The organism is Verrucomicrobiota bacterium (assembly GCA_016871535.1).
In the GTDB taxonomy this organism is placed as follows: Bacteria; Verrucomicrobiota; Verrucomicrobiia; order Limisphaerales; family SIBE01; genus VHCZ01.
In genome coordinates this window covers 27,073-44,545 of the sequence record VHCZ01000001.1, presented here as the reverse complement: position 1 = coordinate 44,545, position 17,473 = coordinate 27,073, and the positions used below count along the sequence as shown (strand labels likewise).

Annotated in this window: 14 protein-coding genes; 3 read left to right on the top strand and 11 right to left on the bottom strand. The window is 57.8% G+C overall.

The features are described from left to right. Positions 1–396 precede the first annotated feature (396 nt). Entirely contained in the window at positions 397–1,116 is a 720-nt protein-coding gene (locus FJ398_00150) for a hypothetical protein (GenBank protein MBM3836371.1), read from the top strand. On the opposite strand, the gene FJ398_00145 is transcribed toward FJ398_00150, so the two are convergent. Then, the gene (locus FJ398_00145; protein MBM3836370.1) at positions 1,117–2,613 is read right to left on the bottom strand and encodes an adenosylhomocysteinase; all 1,497 of its coding nucleotides are present in this window, start codon (positions 2,611–2,613) and stop codon (positions 1,117–1,119) included. 75 nt (positions 2,614–2,688) lie between these two features. Then, entirely contained in the window at positions 2,689–3,867 is a 1,179-nt protein-coding gene (locus FJ398_00140) for a methionine adenosyltransferase (protein ID MBM3836369.1), read from the bottom strand. Positions 3,868–4,284: 417 nt separating this feature from the next. Between FJ398_00140 and FJ398_00135 the strand changes: the two genes are divergently transcribed. Together FJ398_00135 and FJ398_00130 are read left to right on the top strand one after the other, a co-directional pair. Then, complete coding sequence (locus tag FJ398_00135; protein MBM3836368.1) at positions 4,285–4,860, top strand: hypothetical protein; 576 nt, start codon at positions 4,285–4,287, stop codon at positions 4,858–4,860. Further along, positions 4,844–5,773 (top strand): metalloregulator ArsR/SmtB family transcription factor, encoded by a 930-nt coding sequence (locus tag FJ398_00130; protein ID MBM3836367.1) that lies wholly within the window; start codon positions 4,844–4,846, stop codon positions 5,771–5,773. Before FJ398_00135 ends, FJ398_00130 begins: the two co-directional genes overlap by 17 nt. 4 nt (positions 5,774–5,777) lie before the next feature. Here the strand turns inward: FJ398_00130 and FJ398_00125 are convergent, their stop codons facing one another. The 9 genes from FJ398_00125 to pap form a co-directional block, all read right to left on the bottom strand. Beyond that, positions 5,778–6,167 carry an FHA domain-containing protein gene (locus FJ398_00125; protein ID MBM3836366.1) on the bottom strand — a complete coding sequence of 130 codons (390 nt, stop codon included), beginning with the start codon at positions 6,165–6,167 and terminating at the stop codon, positions 5,778–5,780. After that, entirely contained in the window at positions 6,168–6,773 is a 606-nt protein-coding gene (locus tag FJ398_00120) for a polysaccharide export protein (GenBank protein MBM3836365.1), read from the bottom strand. Between the two features lie 38 nt (positions 6,774–6,811). Beyond that, on the bottom strand, positions 6,812–8,983 hold the full coding sequence (locus FJ398_00115) for a polysaccharide biosynthesis tyrosine autokinase (protein MBM3836364.1): 2,172 nt from the start codon (positions 8,981–8,983) through the stop codon (positions 6,812–6,814). 59 nt (positions 8,984–9,042) lie between these two features. After that, a complete protein-coding gene (locus FJ398_00110; protein ID MBM3836363.1) occupies positions 9,043–10,320 on the bottom strand; it encodes a hypothetical protein in 1,278 nt (425 codons plus the stop codon). 119 nt (positions 10,321–10,439) lie between these two features. Beyond that, positions 10,440–12,251 (bottom strand): glycosyltransferase family 39 protein, encoded by a 1,812-nt coding sequence (locus tag FJ398_00105; protein MBM3836362.1) that lies wholly within the window; start codon positions 12,249–12,251, stop codon positions 10,440–10,442. After that, positions 12,248–13,624 (bottom strand): sigma-54-dependent Fis family transcriptional regulator, encoded by a 1,377-nt coding sequence (locus tag FJ398_00100; GenBank protein ID MBM3836361.1) that lies wholly within the window; start codon positions 13,622–13,624, stop codon positions 12,248–12,250. Before FJ398_00100 ends, FJ398_00105 begins: the two co-directional genes overlap by 4 nt. Beyond that, positions 13,617–14,870, bottom strand: coding sequence for a PAS domain S-box protein (locus tag FJ398_00095; protein ID MBM3836360.1), 1,254 nt, complete (start codon positions 14,868–14,870; stop codon positions 13,617–13,619). The genes FJ398_00100 and FJ398_00095 overlap by 8 nt, the downstream gene beginning before the upstream one ends. A gap of 3 nt (positions 14,871–14,873) precedes the next feature. Then, positions 14,874–15,878 carry a magnesium/cobalt transporter CorA gene (gene corA / locus FJ398_00090; GenBank protein MBM3836359.1) on the bottom strand — a complete coding sequence of 335 codons (1,005 nt, stop codon included), beginning with the start codon at positions 15,876–15,878 and terminating at the stop codon, positions 14,874–14,876. Between the two features lie 105 nt (positions 15,879–15,983). Continuing rightward, positions 15,984–17,465, bottom strand: coding sequence for a polyphosphate:AMP phosphotransferase (pap, locus tag FJ398_00085; GenBank protein MBM3836358.1), 1,482 nt, complete (start codon positions 17,463–17,465; stop codon positions 15,984–15,986). Positions 17,466–17,473: the final 8 nt, after the last annotated feature.

Sequence of the window (17,473 nt, the reverse complement as noted above, 5' to 3'; positions counted from 1 at the left end):
CGACGAAGGAGAATATCCCTGGTGGATCTTCGACTGAGGAGCAACGAAGCCAGAGCCCAAATGCGGCGCAACCCGCAGGGCGAGGGGTCTTTTGGCCCGCCGCTTCGTCGCTCGCTCGTTGTGGATCGCAGGGATACACCGCTTCGCGCGCTCCTCGCGGCTGGCCAAAATCCCTCCTGGCAAAATGTATTCTATTCCCACGGTCTGATCAGTATGCCGCTTCGGCGCCGAAATTATTGTGGGCTTTGGAAAATCGCAACACCCCGGACTTTCCTGGGAGGAAGCGGCGTGAACGCCGCGCTCCGATGGCATTCTTGAACCAGCCGTGCTATCGCCCGCCAATTCACTCCAATTCTCTTTGACTGAATTGAAGCCGCCTTTCACCCTCTTTCTTGCATGGCGATACTCGTCTTCGACATCGAAACCTCCGCGCTTCCCCTGGAATCGTTCGACGAAGTCCAAATCGAGTATTTGTTTCGTGACGCCGAAAAGATTCCCGACGAAGCCGCCCGTCAGGCCCGGCAGGCTGAGCTGCAGCATCAGTTGAACCTGTATCCTTTCACGGCCCAGATCGTGTGCATCGCGATGTTGAACGCGGAGACGTCGCGCGGCCAGGTGCTGTTCACGGCGGAGGATTTTGAAGCCGACGCCGAAGAAGGCGGCCCCGTCGAATTCGTGCCCTGCGTGGACGAGGTCGAGATCTTAACCGCGTTCTGGGACGTGGCCAAACATTACGAATCGATTGCGACGTTCAATGGCCGCTCGTTTGACGTGCCGTTTCTCTACCTCCGCTCCGCCATCTTGAACGTGCCGATTTCGCGCAAGGACTGGCTCGGCTACCGCTATCAAACTGATCCGCATTGCGATCTGGCGGAACAATTGACTTTTTACGGCGTGAGCGGACGCGACGGCGCGGCGCGGCGGTTCAATCTGGATTTTTACTGCAAAGCCTTCGGCATCGATTCACCGAAAAGCCACGGCGTGACGGGCCTGGACGTGAACGCGCTGCTGGCGGAGGGCCGCTACCGCGAGATCGCCGAATATTGCCTGCGCGACGTGCGAGCGACCGTGACGCTTTACCAGATTTGGAAGGACCGGCTGGCCGGAATCAAGTAGTCAGTACCGGTAATGGTCTGGTTTGTAAGGCCCATCCACCGGGACGCCGAGGTAGCCGGCTTGTTTCTTCGTGAGCTTCGTGAGCTTGACGCCAATTTTTTCCAGGTGCAACCGGGCGACTTCTTCGTCGAGCTTCTTGGGCAACCGATAGACGCCGATCTGGTAGGTGTCCTTGTTTGACCAGAGATCGAGCTGCGCCAGGCATTGGTTGGTGAAGCTGTTGCTCATGACGAAGCTGGGATGGCCTTCGGCACAACCCAGGTTCACGAGGCGGCCTTCGGCCAGCAAGTAAATGCTGTTGCCGCCGGGCAAGTCGTAGCGGTCCACCTGCGGCTTGATGTTCACCTTGGTGACGCCTTTGGCGTTGTTCAGGCGTTCCACCTGAATCTCGTTGTCGAAGTGGCCGATGTTACAGACGATCGCCTGGTCCTTCATTTTGAGGATGTGGTCCACCGTGATGACGTCGCAGTTGCCGGTGGTCGTGACGTAGATGTCGGCTTCGCCAAGGGTGTCTTCGATGGTCGTGACTTTGAAGCCTTCCATCGCCGCTTGAAGAGCATTGATCGGGTCGATCTCCGTGACGATGACGCGCGCGCCGAAACCGCGCAAACTGTGCGCCGAGCCTTTGCCGACGTCGCCGTAACCGCAAACGCACGCGGTTTTGCCGGCAATCATCACGCCGAGGGCGCGCTTGAGTCCGTCAGCGAGAGATTCACGACAGCCGTAAAGATTGTCGAACTTGGACTTGGTGACGGAATCGTTGACGTTGATGGCGGGCACGAGAAGTTTTCCCGCTTCGAGCATCTGGTAGAGGCGATGCACACCGGTGGTCGTTTCTTCGGAAACGCCTTCCCACTCGTTGACGGCCTGAGTGAACCAGCCCGGGCGTTCTTTCGCGCACTTTTTCAGGAGGTCCTTGACCACAGCGACTTCGTGGCTGTCGCTCGGCGTGTTGACCCAGTTGTCGCCCTGCTCCATCTCGTGGCCCTTGTGGAGCAACAGGGTGGCGTCGCCGCCGTCATCGACGATCAATTGCGGGCCTTTGCCGCCGGGATGCGTGAGCGCGTCGAGCGTGAACCGCCAGTATTCCTCCAGCGATTCGCCTTTGAACGCAAAGACTGGAATCCCGGCTTTAGCGATGGCCGCGGCGGCGTGGTCCTGGGTCGAAAAAATGTTGCAGCTTGCCCAACGAACGGACGCGCCCAGTTCGACGAGGGTTTCGATGAGAACAGCGGTCTCGATGGTCATGTGCAGCGAGCCGGACACGCGAACGCCCAGAAGCGGTTTCTGCGGGCCGTATTTGCGGCGGATGGCCATGAGGCCGGGCATTTCCTGCTCGGCGACTTCGATTTCGCGGCGGCCCAGGTCCGCGAGCGAAAGGTCTTTGACGTAGAAATCTTGTTTGGGCGAGCCGTTGCCTTTTCCGTTGCCGCTGACTTTCGCGGCGGCCTTGGCGGTTTTAGACTTGCGCGAGGGAGGGAGTTTGATCGAGGGCATGATTCCTTAGGTGTTAAATCGTTACATCGTTAAAACGTTAAATCGTTGCATTGGGGTATTCCAGGCGATAGCGGCTCATTTCACGGCGCGTTTCAGGGCCGCGGCTTTGTCTGTGCGTTCCCAGGAAATGCTTTCGAGGTCATCGACTTTGCCAAAGTGGCCGTAGTTGGTGGTTCGCGAATAGATCGGGCGCAACAAGTCCAACTGCCGGATGATGTGCGCCGGTTTGAAACTGAACACTTCGCACACGGCTTTCTCGATCAAATCATCCGGAACCAGGCCCGTGCCAAACGTGTTCACGCAAACGCTGACGGGATCGGGATGGCCGATGGCGTAAGCAAACTGGATTTCTGCGCTGGTCGCGAGGCCGGAAGCCACGATGTTCTTTGCCACGTAGCGTCCCATGTAAGCCGCGCTGCGGTCCACTTTGGAGGGATCCTTGCCCGAGAAGGCGCCGCCGCCGTGACGGCCCATCCCGCCGTAGGAATCGACGATGATCTTGCGTCCGGTCAAACCGGTGTCGCCTTGCGGCCCGCCCACGACAAATCGGCCGGTGGGATTGATGAGAAACTTAGTGGTTTTGCGGAGCAGATGCTTTGGCAGAACCTTTCTGATGACCTCCTCAATGACAAATTCTTTGATGGTGCGGTGCTTGACATCGGCGGAGTGCTGAGTGGAGACAACCACGTTGGTGATTTGGACAGGCTGGTCGTCCACGTACTGAACGGAGACTTGCGTCTTGGAATCGGGGCGCAGCCATTTCACCTTTCCGTTCTTCCGGATGCGATTGAGTTCGCGGCCAAGTTGATGGGCGTACATGATGGGCGCGGGCATCAATTCCGGAGTCTCATTGGTGGCGTAGCCGAACATCAATCCCTGGTCTCCAGCCCCTTGCTCGGCAGTCTCCTTGCCTTCGGCCGAACGAGCATCCACTCCTTGCGCGATGTCCGGACTTTGTTGCGTGATCGCGTTCATGATCAACACCCGATCCGCGTGGAACACGTCGTCGTCGTGCGTGTAGCCGATTTCGCGAATGGCCTGGCGGGCGATGGCGTTGTAGTCCAGCCTGGCTTTGGTCGTGATCTCGCCGCCGACGATGACGAGGTTGCTCTTGGCGTAGCACTCGCAAGCGACGCGGCTGAATTTGTCCTGCGCGAGGCAAGCATCCAGGACGGCATCAGAGATCGTATCGCAGACCTTGTCGGGATGGCCTTCGCCGACGGACTCGGAGGAGAAGATGTAGTTTTTGCTCATTCAGATTCGAGGTGATTTTAAGAGATACATATTGACGTATCAGGATAGGAAGATATTTTAATTTTGTATTTCGTCAACCCTCAAGTGTCAAAATCTTTGAGAGCGTGTCCGAAAATTCCGCGGGGTCCTGTTTTCGCGCCAAAGGCCGGATGGCGAGGCGCGACGAAGGAGAATATCCTCCCTGGATCTTCGACTGAGGAGCAACGAAGCCAGGCGGCCTTTGGCGCGAAAACCCTCCGGGCGGCGGGTCTTTTGTCCGTGGCCTGCGTTGGCTCGGTCCTTACAGCCCGCGTTGGGGATGCTCGGACCTCGCCGCCTTGGCCACAGCCAAAATCCCTCGCCGCAGGACCCCGCGCAATTTTCGGACACGCTCTGAGGGGTTGAGACCCAGCAATCAAGCTGCGCTAAGATCACGGTATGAAAAAGACCGCGCGACTCAAACCACCCTGGACTCATGGTCATCAGTGGGATTCTATCGTTTTTGGCAGTCAGTGCATTCTGGGCATGGTGGCACGCCCGCCTGGAGTTTGTCTGAGATCGCAAGAGGTTGACTTATATCCGCGCGCCAATCCCCAAGCATTGCCGCTTCTTGTGACCCAACTTGGCGCTCGGTCCGATTTCTCACGACAGAATGGCTTCTTCGTCGATTGTGTCACACCTGAACTGGCCTCGCTCCCGGACGGATGGACGGAACGGCTAATTCCTTTCCGGACGAAACGCACAGGTGGTGTCACGGGATGGTGTCTTGAACTGCACGATCTGGCAGCGAGCAAACTGGCTGCGGGACGTGAAAAGGATCGCTCTTATCTAGAAGCCTTGCTTCGCAGCCGACTGATCAAGCCGATGATTTTGGCAGACCGCATAGCCACTCTGCCGGTTTCTTCTGGTCGTCGAAAAGCTTTGACGACATTGTTCCGGCAGATGGTTAGGCAAGTGCGCCAAGGGCGAACCTCAATCTCGAAGCGGAGACGAAAACATGTCGCGCGTCCTTAAATCCCTGCGCGCGCTGGCGGACCCGACGCGGCTCCGCATCATGGCTCTGCTGGAGCGCGACGAGTTGTCGGTCAACGAACTCCAGGAGATCACGCGCATGGGGCAATCGCGGATTTCCACGCACCTGGGTTTGCTGCAAGAAGCGGGGCTGCTCCAATCACGGCGCGACGGGAAGCGGACTTTTTACAAACTGAGCGCCGCGGCCAATGGGATGGCGCGCGAATTCATCCAACTGGCGGTTCGCGGCGCCAAAGAAATCGACGAGTACGCGGCGGATCAGATCAACCTCAAACGCATTCTGAACCGCCGCACCGAGCAGGCGCAACTCTTCTTCAACCAGGTGGCGGGGCGCTTCGACCGAAGTTACGGTCCGGGCCGATCCTGGCAGGCGTTTGGCCAACTGCTTTTGCGGGTGCTTCCACCGCTGGTGATCGCGGACCTGGGCGCCGGTGAAGGTTTGTTGAGTGAACTTTTGGCGCGTCGCGCCAAGAAAGTGATCGCGGTCGATAATTCGGAGAAGATCATCGCCTTTGGGGCGAGCAAGGCGAAGAAGAATGGTCTCAAGAATCTCGAATTCCGCCTGGGAGATTTGGAAACGCCGCCGATCGATCCTCAGAGTGTGGATCTCGTGATTCTGAGCCAGGCGCTGCATCACGCCGCGAACCCGGAACGCGCCATTCAAAGCGCGCACACGCTTCTCGTTCCGGGTGGACAGCTCATGGTCCTGGATCTTCTTCAACACACTTTCGAGCAAGCCCGCGATCTGTATGGGGACCGCTGGTTGGGATTTCGCGAAAGCGACCTGCAGCGATGGCTGGAAGCCGCCGGATTCAAAAGAATCGAGATCAGCGTCGTCGCCCGGGAAGAGCAGCCGCCGCACTTCCAGACCATTCTGGCCGGCGGAACGAAGTGAACTCCTACCAGGGAAGCCAGTAAATCAAAGCGACCTGGCCCACCGACAGGATCGCGAGGGCCATCCAGGTGAAGAACTCGCGCAGTCGGAAGTCTTTCTGACGCGTGGGATCCAGCCAGAATTGAATTTTGGCGGCGCCGATTTCTATGAGGTCGCCGTTCTTCAAGATCGACTGTTCGGTCCGCTGACCGTTGACGAATGCGGATGCCTCAGGGCGTGCATGAAGGACAAAACTGCGGTCTGAGCTCAGGTCGATTTCCAGATGGCGATCCCAGACGCCGGAGTCTTCCAGGCGAATATCCGCCGAGGCATTTCTTCCAATGGAACAGGGAAACTGTGCGATGCGGTGGAATGTGCCGGAATGGCTTCCGGTCAGGAATCGGAATTGAATCACTTAGATGATCCGCCGAGGCACGAAAATCTTGTCGTTTGGAAAGACCGTCACATCCAGGTCGGGTTGCTTGAGTGCGCGATCACAGTCCACGGTGATGATTTGTCCGTCAGCGCGGGTCACGGTGATCTCCCATTTTTTAGCGAAGTCGGTGAATCCGCCGGCGGCAGAGATCGCCTGAAGCACGGTCATTTCTCGTCTGTAATCGATAGCTCCCTCTCTTCTCACCTGTCCATGCACATAAATGAAACGATCAGATAGGTTCACGTTGACGGTCAGGCGCTTGTAGTAACCGGGGACATATGCCTCAGTAATGCTTTTTTGAAGCCGTTCCCGCGTGAGACCCGCGGCCTTGAGGTCGCCCACAAATGGCAAGGTAATGCACCCGTCTTGCCGAATCCGGTCCTCGACTTTCGGTGGTGGATCAAGCACGCCGGAGAAACTGATATAGACGGCGTCGCCGATCTGCAGCAAGTCCGGTGATCCGGCCTGGTCGTTGGGTTTCGGGTTCCGACCGCCAGGCGTCTCGCATCCCGCGAAAACCAGGGCGAGCAGCAAAAGAACAGATAAACGTGCTAGTGCGGCGGTGCCGCTGCAAAGTGAATTCATGGCCACGACTACTTAACGATAGAACCGGCGGAGGACAATTAATATTTTTGTTTGATCTCGAGACCACCCCGATCTGAAGCCGGCGTCTTGGCTTCGCCGTTTTTCTTGGGCGAGGACTCGCTGTCGTCGTGCTTCGAGTAATAATCGTAGTAATAGCCGCTGTAGTAGTAGTAGTAGGAATCCTGGGAGATGTTGATGTTGTTCAGCACGACACCGAGGAGGTTTCCGCCAACCTTTTCCACCATTTGCTTGGCGCGGATGGTCATGGCTTGCGGGTATTTGCGGTATTGGATCACGAGCAGCGACATATCGACGACGCTGGCCAGGATCGAAGCGTCGCTTACGCCCATGATCGGGGGCGAATCGAAGAACACAAAGTCATAGCGCGCTTTGACGGCCGTGATGAACTCCTTCATCTGCGGCGAGTTGAGCACGCCCAGCGAACTGCTCGGCAGTTTGCCGCTCGGCAGGAAGTGCAAGGTCGGCAAACTGGTCGTCTGGATGACTTGCTCCAGGCCGACCTGGTTGAGCAGGAAGTTGGTCAGGCCGGCCGAATTGGAGACGTTCAACAGCTTGTGGAGGCTCGGACGGCGCAAGTCGGAATCGACCATCAGCACGCGCTGGCCGTTCTGCGCGAAGACGGTCGCCAGGTTGAAAATAGTCGTGGACTTTCCTTCGCCAGCGCCGCCGCTGACGACGGTCAAACAGTTCCAGTTCGACTCTTTGCGGGCGAACATGATATTGGTGCGAAGGACACGATAGGCCTCCGCGTGCGGGCTTTCCGGCCCTTCTTCGATCAAGGCGCCGACGTTTTGCGGGATCACGCCGAGCACGGGCGCCTGGACGGCGCGCTCCACGTCGTCGATCGTCTTCACGCTCGTGTCCAGATATTCGATGAAGAAGGCGAGGCCAAAGCCCATGAGCAATCCGACAATCACGCCGAGAGCAATATTGAGCGGTATGTTGGGGCGGACGGGACGCAAGCTCGCCTCGGCCTTGTCGATCACTTGCACGATCGACTTCTTGGGCAGAGCCTTATCGACCGTCTCTTGCAGAATGCGGAGTTTGATCGTTTCGTAGATGCGCTGCTGAGTGTCCACGTTGCGCTTGGCCTGGAAGTACGGCCGATACTTCTCCATTTGATCCGCATCTTTTGTCCTCGCACGGAGTTCTTCCTTATCCAAAGCCTCAATCCGGGCGGCATGCACGGCCGCTTGAGTTGCCAGGCCTTTGAGAATGCCCTGGCATCGAGCGTCAATCTGCCCGTTCAGGTTGGTTATGATGGCGTTCAGTGAAACGACCCGAGAGTGTTTGTCTCCCAACTCCTTGAAGATGGACGCGTATTCGACCTCGGCTTGCGCATGTTTGCTCAGCAGATCAGACAACTGTGGATCCGGTGAAGCCGTCGGGATGACCCGGCGCAATTCTTCTTTAGGCAACGAACTGAGTTCGTCGAAGAGCGTTTTGAATTGAGCATACAGAGACTGCGCTCCAACGCGATCGCGCGAGACCATGCGGACGATTTCTGGTTCCACGGTCAGGAGTCCGCCTCCGGCGTCGATGTCAGCGACTCCGAGCTGTTTGCGAAGATCATCCATCGTGTTCTGGGCATTGGTGAGGGCGACTTCTTGAAGGGCGAGCTGCTTTGCCAGTTCCGCGATGCTCTCCTCGGACGCTCTCCCGGATCTTTCCTCGCGTGTCTTCCGATACACGGCCGCGATCTCGTTCGCAATAGCCGCCGCCAAGTTCTTGTCCTCGTCATAAACCCGAATCTCAATGAGGCTCGTATTGCGCGACTGACGGACATCAATCTGCCGGAGCAAAAATGGGTACACCTCTGAGACCCTCAGGATACCCTCTGTATTGAGCGCTTTGGAAATGACATTCGTCAGTGCCAAGTTCGTGATGACCTGGTAGAGCACAGTCTTGGACTTGATCTTCTCGAACTCTGTCTGGATGAAGTAGGGATCGAAGGTGTTCTGCGTCGGGACACCCAGAAGGAGCGGGGCGATATCCGTCGTGTCTTTGTTAACCTCGATTCGCACCGTGCTCGAGAAGGACTCGGGCAGGATGAAGGTGACGGCCGTGGTGGTCAGGACGACCAGAAGGAACACGGCGAGGATCACGGTCTTGCGGATGCGGATGATCCGCCAGTAATCCAAAAAGTGCAGTTTTGCTTCCGATGTATTCGGTGTTTTCGGTGCTTCCATAGGAAAAAAAAGGAGGCTGAAGTTTCGATCCAGCCTCCCAGACTAATGTTCAATCTTTTCTAGTAAGTCGCGCGGATTCCAATGTAAACGCGGTTGCGCGTAAAGCTTCGATCATCCAGGTCTGAACTCAGACGATCGTAGTTGTAACCCGCTTCGGCTGCGAGGAATTTGTTGATTTCGTAAGAAACATTCAAGCCGATCAAGAAGAGGTCTTCCGACTTGTCATCAGCGCCGCCCGACTCGAAAGTCCCGCGCTGGTACTGGGCGATGAGGTTTCCGTTCAACTTGGCGGTGATCTTGTGATTGACTTCGCCGTAGGCCGTAGTTGCTACCTGGTCGAGCGTTGGAGTTGCCGCGGTAATGAAGGCGACGTCGGTGGCCATGCGTGTATGCCGGACGCCGAGGCGCACATAACTGCCGGGGTTGTAAGTCCAGGTCGCGCTCGCGTCGGCGTAAGGAATGACCTTTGAATCACTCGAAATATTGTCGTAATCGGTGATCTGCGCGCCCGCGCGGAGCGAACCATTCAACTGAGGATTGAAGCTGTGATCGGCTCCGGCGTAGATGTAATGGGATGTGCTGTCGCGAGCGTCGCTACGAACCGGGACATCGCGGAAGAAGCCAATGGTCTGGTCCTCGTCGTAATGGTTCATGCCGTATTGGTATCCCAGAATCCCGACGGTGCTTGGCAACGCCTGCCAGCGTCCGTTGATGGTGAAGAGGTGCTCGGTCCGGTCGAGCAAGGCGGAAAGACTGCCGACGCCGGTCTTCTCGTAATCGTAGTAAGTGTTCGAGTAACCGATCAACGCGCCCAGCTTTTCGGTCAGCCCCGCGTTCAGATTCGCCGTCGCGGTGTTGCGGATATTGTCGCCTTCAACCCGGATGGGCACCGGGATTCCACCGCCTGGCTTGGCCAGCAACTCGGGCTCCTGTGCGGCCACGAACGAATCATTGACGTCCAGTTTGTATTGTTCGCTGAAGGCGTGGCTGATTTTGAGATCGGCCTGATGAGTGTGGTCGGCGCTATTGCTCTCGCGGTCTTCGTAGTAGCGCAAACCGTAGGAGTAGCTCAGTCCAACGTAAGTTTGAGGGAGGACCCAGTTGAATCCGACCGAAGGATTCAACTCAAATCCAAAGCTGTCGGTCTTGCTCAGGCCGGTGGGAGAACTCGAGGGCCGAGTGACGTAGTTGTCATCGTAGAATCCGCGCAACGACGCGGAAACACTCCAGGGCTTAGTAGTTTGGAGGGAGGTCAACTGAGGCGCGGCTGCATGCTGTGCTTGCAAGTTGGCCGCTCCAAACGCAACTAACCCCGCCGATGTGAGTAGTCTTTTCATATCGTAAGTCCTAAATTCAACTAAATTGGCCCAAGAACCGTTCTCTTGAAGTGCGTCTTTTTTACGTTTTGAGGAATGGGTTGTCAATTAGAAATCTTGGCAAATCTCTCTCCAGACGGTTAATGCGTGGACTCCTTCCAACGCACGCGATCCGCCAAAAAGAGTTGTCCGTTCTGCATAAAACCGGAAGGCGCCTTCTTCAACGGAAAGATTTTCGGCACGTTGTGCTTTGCCAGACTTTCCACCATGAACTTGCCCCAGTCGTACCGCTTCTCTTTCAAAATCTGCGAATAGAACCGCGCGTCGCTCGTGAACGTCGTCAGGTAGAGCGCGTAGATTGGCTTCTGACCATCATTGATCCTGAAGAAATCACTCGTGATGGCAGGGCGCGTATCGTCTGGCGCGTCAAGAGTCACCCAAACTGACTGCCGCTGCCCGTACCAGGCGACGGCCCACGGCATGTCGCTCATGATCAACTCGTCCTCCCGCATCCACTCCGCGATGTCCGCCCGAATCACGGGAGGCCAGTACGGGGGGTAAGCAAGCGGGTGCGGTTTGGGAGGGAGCAACGCAAATATCAGCGGCGAACAAGCCACCAGGCCGAAAACCGTCGTTACCGCCGATCGCAACTGAGGGAAGGGCAGGTTCACCTGATCCAGCAGGATGAAATACATTCCGACCCCGAAGACAAAAACCATCGGCGCGAGCAACACCAGGAGGTTTTCCGAGTTCACTTCCGGAACATCCGTACTGAGATGGGTTTTCCCCAGGGCCTGGACGATGACGAGAACGCCCAGACACATGACCACAAACAGCCGGATCCGATTGAGCGCCGCGTTCCGAAAGGGGAGGAGCAGCCCTGCCAGGAAAAAGACCGTGGTCCAGCTTCCGCCCAGGGTGGGCAGTTCTTTTTCGAGGATGGCACTGGAGTTGACGAAGAGTTTGCGAATGAAGGATTCGGCTTCGACTCGCCCTAATTCCGCGTCCACTTCTCGGGTGAGGAAACGCTCCAATCGGTTCCCTTCCAATGGCTCCGTGGTTCCCTGGTAGATCGCAAATCCCGCGGTTCCAAATAGCGTGCCGCTGATCTGATAATTGCGGATGAGCCACGGCGCCATGATAACCAGAAAAGCGCCGAGTGCGGCAGCGACGAGCGCGCCCCGTTTCGGCCCAAAGTAGATCGCAAAGAAACCCGCGACCGGAAGAATCAGCCAGCCAAACGAGTAGCGAGTGAGACCACCGACCCCCACAAGCGCGCCGGCAGCCAGGGCCAGGGCGATGAACCACCCGGTACTTCGGACCTCCGCGCGGTTTTTTTCTTCCGCCTCGATCAAACACCAGATCAAGCCCAGAAACAGCACCACCAGCAGCAGGGTGGAAAGCCCGGAGACGCTGAGTCGCCAAAACAGATGAGTGCCCGCGAAGATCAGCGCGGAGACCCAGGCCACGGCTTCATCAAACAACCGTCGCGCCAGCCGAAAAACCAGGAAGACGGCCAGGAAAAACAGCGCCTGGTTGAAAAACGCGACGAGCATCTCCGGTTGATGTCGCCAGAACCGAGTGCTCGCCGGAATCTCATACCGAAAGGGCAGGACTTTCATCAGTCCGCTTAGCAACAGAGGGTAAACGGGCGGATTGGACAAATCGGGCAAGCGCTCCTTGAGAACCGAACTGTCATCGCCTCGGTGACTCTGGATCAAATGAATGCTCAACGGCCGGATGAAATCCGTCGTGAACCCCTTTCCTTCGGCAATGTTCCGCCCAAGCTGCGCCGTATCCATGGCCTCCTGGGTCGCAAAGTTCTTAAAGTTGCGGACATCGTAAAAGGCGGCCAAGGCGAGCAGGCCCAGAATGACGGCCACCAGCTTTACGTGGCGCGTGCCTTCACCGACCTCGAACCTATGAATCCATTCCTGAATGCCGGGTATCATTCGAATCCTTCCAGATGGTACGTGTGCAGCTTGCGATGCAGAGTCCGGCGGCTGATGCCGATTCGTTTGGCCGCCAGAGTTCGGTTGCCGTTTGCTTCTTTCAAGGCGCGGATGATGAGTTGTTTCTCCGCTTCCTGGACTGTCAGATCGCTCTGGGCCAGCAAGACATTGGCCCCTGGCGTTACGGAGCGGTCCAGTCCCGCGCGAACGGAGGGCGAAAGATCCGCCAGATCAATCCGTTCTTTCTGCGACAAGACCACCGCCCGCTCGATCTCGCTGCGCAGCTCGCGGATGTTCCCCGGCCAGCCAAACTTCATGAGCGCATCCACGGCCTCCGGACTGAATTCCTTCACGCCTTTGCTGTGTTCGCGCGCGAATTCCTTCAAGAAACTCGCGGCCAGCAGCGGAATATCGCCGACTCGTTCGCGCAACGGCGGCAGCCAGATTTCCACCACGCGCAAACGGAAAAAGAGGTCTTCACGAAACTTCCCAGCCTTTACCGATTCGGACAGGTTCTTGTTCGTCGCCGCAATCAGTCTGACATCGGCCGTCAGGGTTTTGTTCGAGCCGACCCGCTCAAATGTTCGCTCCCCCAGAATCCGCAGCAGCTTGACCTGAATCGCCGGATCGATCTCGCCAATCTCATCCAGGAACAACGTGCCGCCTTGCGCTTCCTCGAACCGGCCAATCCGCCTTTCGTGTGCGCCCGTGAACGCGCCCTTCTCGTGGCCAAAGAGTTCGCTTTCCAGCAAAGTCGGCGACAAAGCGGCGCAATGGACGGCCACGATCGGCTGCCGCGCCCTCGGACTGAGTTGATGGATCGCGCGCGCGATCAGTTCCTTGCCCGTGCCGCTTTCGCCCTGGATCAGCACCGTCACTTTCGTCGGCGCCACCTGGCGCACCACGTCGAACACCTGGTGCATCGCCGTTGATTCGCCAATGACTTTCTCGAGCCCAAACTTCTTGTCGAGTTGCTGTTTCAGCGAGACGTTCTCGGTTTCGAGCGTCTGGCGCCGCAGCGCGCGTTCGATCCGCATTTCCAGCTCGTCAATCTGCAACCGGCCTTTGGCGATGTAGTCGTCAGCCCCGCGCTTCATGGCTTCGACCGCCACTTCTTCCGAGCCGTATGCGGTCATCAGGATGGACACGGGCGGTTTGGCAAGCGACTTGGCGAGCGCGATCAATTTCATGCCGTCGTCCGTGGGCAGCCGGAAATCCGTCAAAAGCACGTCGAAATTCTCTCGCTCCAACAGCGCCGCGGCGGCGGGCGCGTCATCCGCGACATAGACATCGTAGCGATCTTCGAGCGCCGCCCGGAGGCCGTCGCGGGTCGGCTTTTCGTCATCGACGATGAGCAACGTGTGCTTAATCATGGCGGCCGGACTCCAGCAGACGCGTCTGGCGTTCCCGCAGCGGCAACCGCACTCGGAAGGTCGTGCCGCGGCCCACGCGGCTATCCAGTTCAATGATGCCCCGGTGGGCGCGGACGATCCGTTGCACGATCATCAAACCCAATCCCGACCCTTTCTTTTTGGTCGTGTAGAACGGATCGAAGATGCGGTTGAGTTGCTCTTCGGGAATGCCCCGGCCGGTGTCGGAGAGGCTGACCCAGACCTCATCCGGGGTCGCGCCCGTTTGGACGGTCAGGATGCCGCCCTTGCTCATGGCCTGCATTGCGTTCTTGGCCAGATTCACCAGCACCTGCTTGATCTGGAGAGGATCGATGGGCGCCTGGGGGATCGCAGGCGCAAGTTTTTCCTGGACGGTTTGCCCGCGGTTTTCAAATTCCAGGCGGAGCAAATCCAGAGTCTGGTGCACGACGTCGTTCAGGCAAGCCATCTTGACCTGGGGTTGAGTCGGGCGAATGGCCTGCAGGAATTGCGTGATGATGTAGTCCAGCCGCTCGATTTCGCCCTTGGCGACACTCAGGAATTCTTCCAGCTTCCCGGCGACTTCATCGACTTCGGCCGGGTCCAGAGGTTCCTCAACCCTGGCCTGAGCCGCCCCGTTCCGCGGAAAACGGCTCGACCGGCGTTTGAGCTTCTTGAGCTGGCGCTCCATGAGTTGCAGATGGAGGTTGAGCGCGTTGAGAGGGTTCCCGATTTCGTGGGCCACGCTCGCGGCCAACAAGGTGAGCGCCTGAATGCGTTCGCTCTCGATGGCTTCAAACGTCTTTTGCCGCGCTTCCGTGGCGTCGTGCAGGATCAAAGCCAGACCGGCGCTGCCAATGGTCTCTCCGTCCAACGGCGCGGCATACAACCGCACAAAACGCTCTCGCGGATAGGAGATCTCGAATTCATGCCGAATCACTTTTCTTCCCCCGGCGCGATCCAAATGGGTCAGTTCCTGCCAGTTCAACTGCGGGAGATATCGGGAGATATGCTGGCCTTCGGCCGCTCCCGGTTGCACGCCGAGCAAATTGGCCACCGCCTGATTCAGATAGATGATTTCTCCGTCTTCATCCACGACGAGAACGCCGTCCTCGATGGTGTTAAACAACGTTTCGAGGAAACTGCGCTCGCGCGCCAGGCGTTGCACGACCGCTTGCAGGCCGTGCGTGTCCAGGCGGCCAATCCGGCCCAGAACTTTGTCAAGAAAACTGGATTTCGCGGACGCCATCGGTCACCTCCGAAACCATCCCCGTTTCTTAAAATACCAGTACGTCCCTGCCGTGGACAAACCCGTGGCCAGGGCGGCCAACGAATAACCCGCCGGCCAATCCAGTTCGGGCATGTTCTTGAAATTCATCCCGTACCAGGTACCAACCATCATGAACGGGGTTGTGATCACCGTGATCATGGTCAGGAGCTTGACGACCTCGCCGGTCTGGTTCGACGACATGTTCAGATAAACCTGGAGAATCCCGGTCAAGGAATCCGTGTAATTCTGCGCCAGCTCCGAAATGTGGAACAGCGCATCATAGACGTCCCGGTAATACGGGACCAGATGGGCGCGGATGAGTTTGAATTCGCCCCGGGCAAACCGCGCCAGAACCTCCCGCTGTGGCCCGATGATCTGGCGCAGGTGCAGCACCTCTTTCTTGATCTGCAGAATCTTGTTCAGCGTCGCCGCGCTCGGGCTTTGCAGAGCCATCGTCTCCAATTCGCCAATCTCCAGGGACAGTTCCTCCAGCGCAGGTTTGTAGTTATCGACGATCGAATCCAGGATCGTATGGGCCACGCGGTCGGGCGCGCGGGCGATGTGAACCGTGCTCCGCATGCAGCGTTCCTCCACCGACGCGATGCTCCGCAGCGGCACGTCGTGATAAGTGACCAAGAAGTTCTTTCCCAGGAAGAAATTCAACTCGCTGGTCGCGAACACGCCGTCCTTCCGGCTGTAGTCCACCGCGTGGATCACCATGAACAGATACGGCGAAAACCGGTCTTCTTCCTTCGGGATATATTCCTCGATTTTCGGAGACGGACTGGCCGCGACGCAGTCCTCAATGGAGAGCGGATGGAAATGGAAAACATCTTCCAGGAGCGATTTTGTCTCTTCCGAAGCCGGGTTCTCCAGGTCCACCCAGAGGAAAAGATTCGTGTCCGCCAACAGCGTCGGCATCAAGAACATCTCGATGTCCTTCGTGTGCAGGCGGCCTTGCGTCGTAAATGCAAACGACCGAATCATGCTTCGCTTCCGTTAAACTCGCCGGGAGTTGTGTCAGGATGACGCGCATCTTATGAGGACCCCTCCCCAAGGCAAGATTTGTTAGTGGGGAACCGAAGTAATCGACTAAAGTGCTCTCCCCAGACTGAGGCAAAGGGTTTTCAAGATTTGGATTCGGGCAAATCTCTTGTCATTGCCCGCGACCAATGTCCAACTCCAGGATTCCGTGCTGGTCTTTAAGACCATCTCATTCACCGCCTGCTCGTACGCGCCCCATTGGCGCCGGTTCCGCCAGTCCTCTTCCGTGATCTTGTAACGTTTGTAGGAAATCTCCTGGCGCTTCTTGAACCGCCGCAATTGTTCGGCCTTGCTGATGTGAATCCAAAACTTGACCACGACAATCCCGCTCTCGGCGAGTTGCTCCTCGAACTCCTTGATCTCTTGATACGCGCGCTTCCATTCCTCCGGGCGAGCGAAGCCTTCTACGCGTTCCACCAGCAAACGTCCGTACCAGGACCGGTCAAAAATCGTGCACAGCCCCGCTCTGGGGATGTGTCGCCAGAAGCGCCAGAGATAATGGTGGGCGCGTTCCTCATCATTCGGCGCCGCGGTGGGAATGATCCGGTAAAGCCTCGGATCCATCGCTTCCGTCAGCCTCCGAATGGCGCTGCCTTTGCCGGCGGCGTCCCAACCCTCGAACACGATTACTGTCGAAATCTTCCGCGCGTTGGCCGCCCAGATCAATCGTCCGAGCCGTCCCTGATATTTGCCGAGTTGTTTGTGGTATTTCTTGTCTGAGAGCGATTGAGTGAGATCGACCTCTCGCAGGAGATTCGTCCCGGGCTTCCTGGCTTCAACAGGACGCCGCGAGGAGGTTTTCTTTGGCTTTTCGTCGCGCCGCTGAGCCAGTCGCGCCTGAAGCGACTTAAGCAGAAGGCGTCCGACGGTGATATCGCGCCCGCGCGGGTTGGCGGCCTCCACAACGAACCACGGTGTCTTTGGGCCGTGGGTCTGCCGGATCACTTTCTCAGCCGTCTGCGTGAACCGGTCGTAGAGCTGGTGGTGTTTCCAGTCGCTCGGCAGGACGCGCCAATGCGTTTCGGGATTCCTCTCCAGGTCGCGGAGCCGACGGCGCTGGTCCTTCTTGGAAAGATGCAAGGCGAACTTGAGAATCAGCGTTCCGTCCTCGGCCAGGGTGCGCTCGAAATCCGCAATCCGCTTCAAAGCGCGATCGAGATGGGAATTCCGGGTTTTTCCATAAACCCGATCCACCAGCGGCTGGCTGTACCACGAACCCACGAAAATCCCGAGTCGCCCCCGCGCCGGCAGCGTCCGCCAGAAGCGCCAATAAGGCGGCCGTTCGCGCTCTTCATCCGTGGCCTGCCAAAATGCCTGCGTATCGACGCCGCGCGGGTCGAGCCATTCGTTGAGCCGCTGCACGACTTCGCCTTTGCCCGCGCCGTCCACTCCGGAAATGATAATGACGACAGAAAAATTCGCCTGGCGCAGAGCCGATTGGGCCTGGACCAGGCGGGCGCGGAGATCAGGCAAGAGCCTCTCGTATTCCTTCTTTGAGAGGCGGTGATTGCCTTCGGCGGTGTCTGCCATAAGCGATT

Bases quoted from the DNA above. Each gene is read 5' to 3' on its own strand.
- FJ398_00150 (MBM3836371.1), top strand. From the start codon at position 397: ATGGCGATACTCGTCTTCGACATCGAAACCTCCGCGCTTCCCCTGGAA.
- FJ398_00145 (MBM3836370.1), bottom strand. From the start codon at position 2,613: ATGCCCTCGATCAAACTCCCTCCCTCGCGCAAGTCTAAAACCGCCAAG.
- FJ398_00140 (MBM3836369.1), bottom strand. From the start codon at position 3,867: ATGAGCAAAAACTACATCTTCTCCTCCGAGTCCGTCGGCGAAGGCCAT.
- FJ398_00135 (MBM3836368.1), top strand. From the start codon at position 4,285: ATGAAAAAGACCGCGCGACTCAAACCACCCTGGACTCATGGTCATCAG.
- FJ398_00130 (MBM3836367.1), top strand. From the start codon at position 4,844: ATGTCGCGCGTCCTTAAATCCCTGCGCGCGCTGGCGGACCCGACGCGG.
- FJ398_00120 (MBM3836365.1), bottom strand. From the start codon at position 6,773: ATGAATTCACTTTGCAGCGGCACCGCCGCACTAGCACGTTTATCTGTT.
- FJ398_00115 (MBM3836364.1), bottom strand. From the start codon at position 8,983: ATGGAAGCACCGAAAACACCGAATACATCGGAAGCAAAACTGCACTTT.
- FJ398_00110 (MBM3836363.1), bottom strand. From the start codon at position 10,320: ATGAAAAGACTACTCACATCGGCGGGGTTAGTTGCGTTTGGAGCGGCC.
- FJ398_00105 (MBM3836362.1), bottom strand. From the start codon at position 12,251: ATGATACCCGGCATTCAGGAATGGATTCATAGGTTCGAGGTCGGTGAA.
- FJ398_00100 (MBM3836361.1), bottom strand. From the start codon at position 13,624: ATGATTAAGCACACGTTGCTCATCGTCGATGACGAAAAGCCGACCCGC.
- FJ398_00095 (MBM3836360.1), bottom strand. From the start codon at position 14,870: ATGGCGTCCGCGAAATCCAGTTTTCTTGACAAAGTTCTGGGCCGGATT.
- corA (MBM3836359.1), bottom strand. From the start codon at position 15,878: ATGATTCGGTCGTTTGCATTTACGACGCAAGGCCGCCTGCACACGAAG.
- pap (MBM3836358.1), bottom strand. From the start codon at position 17,465: ATGGCAGACACCGCCGAAGGCAATCACCGCCTCTCAAAGAAGGAATAC.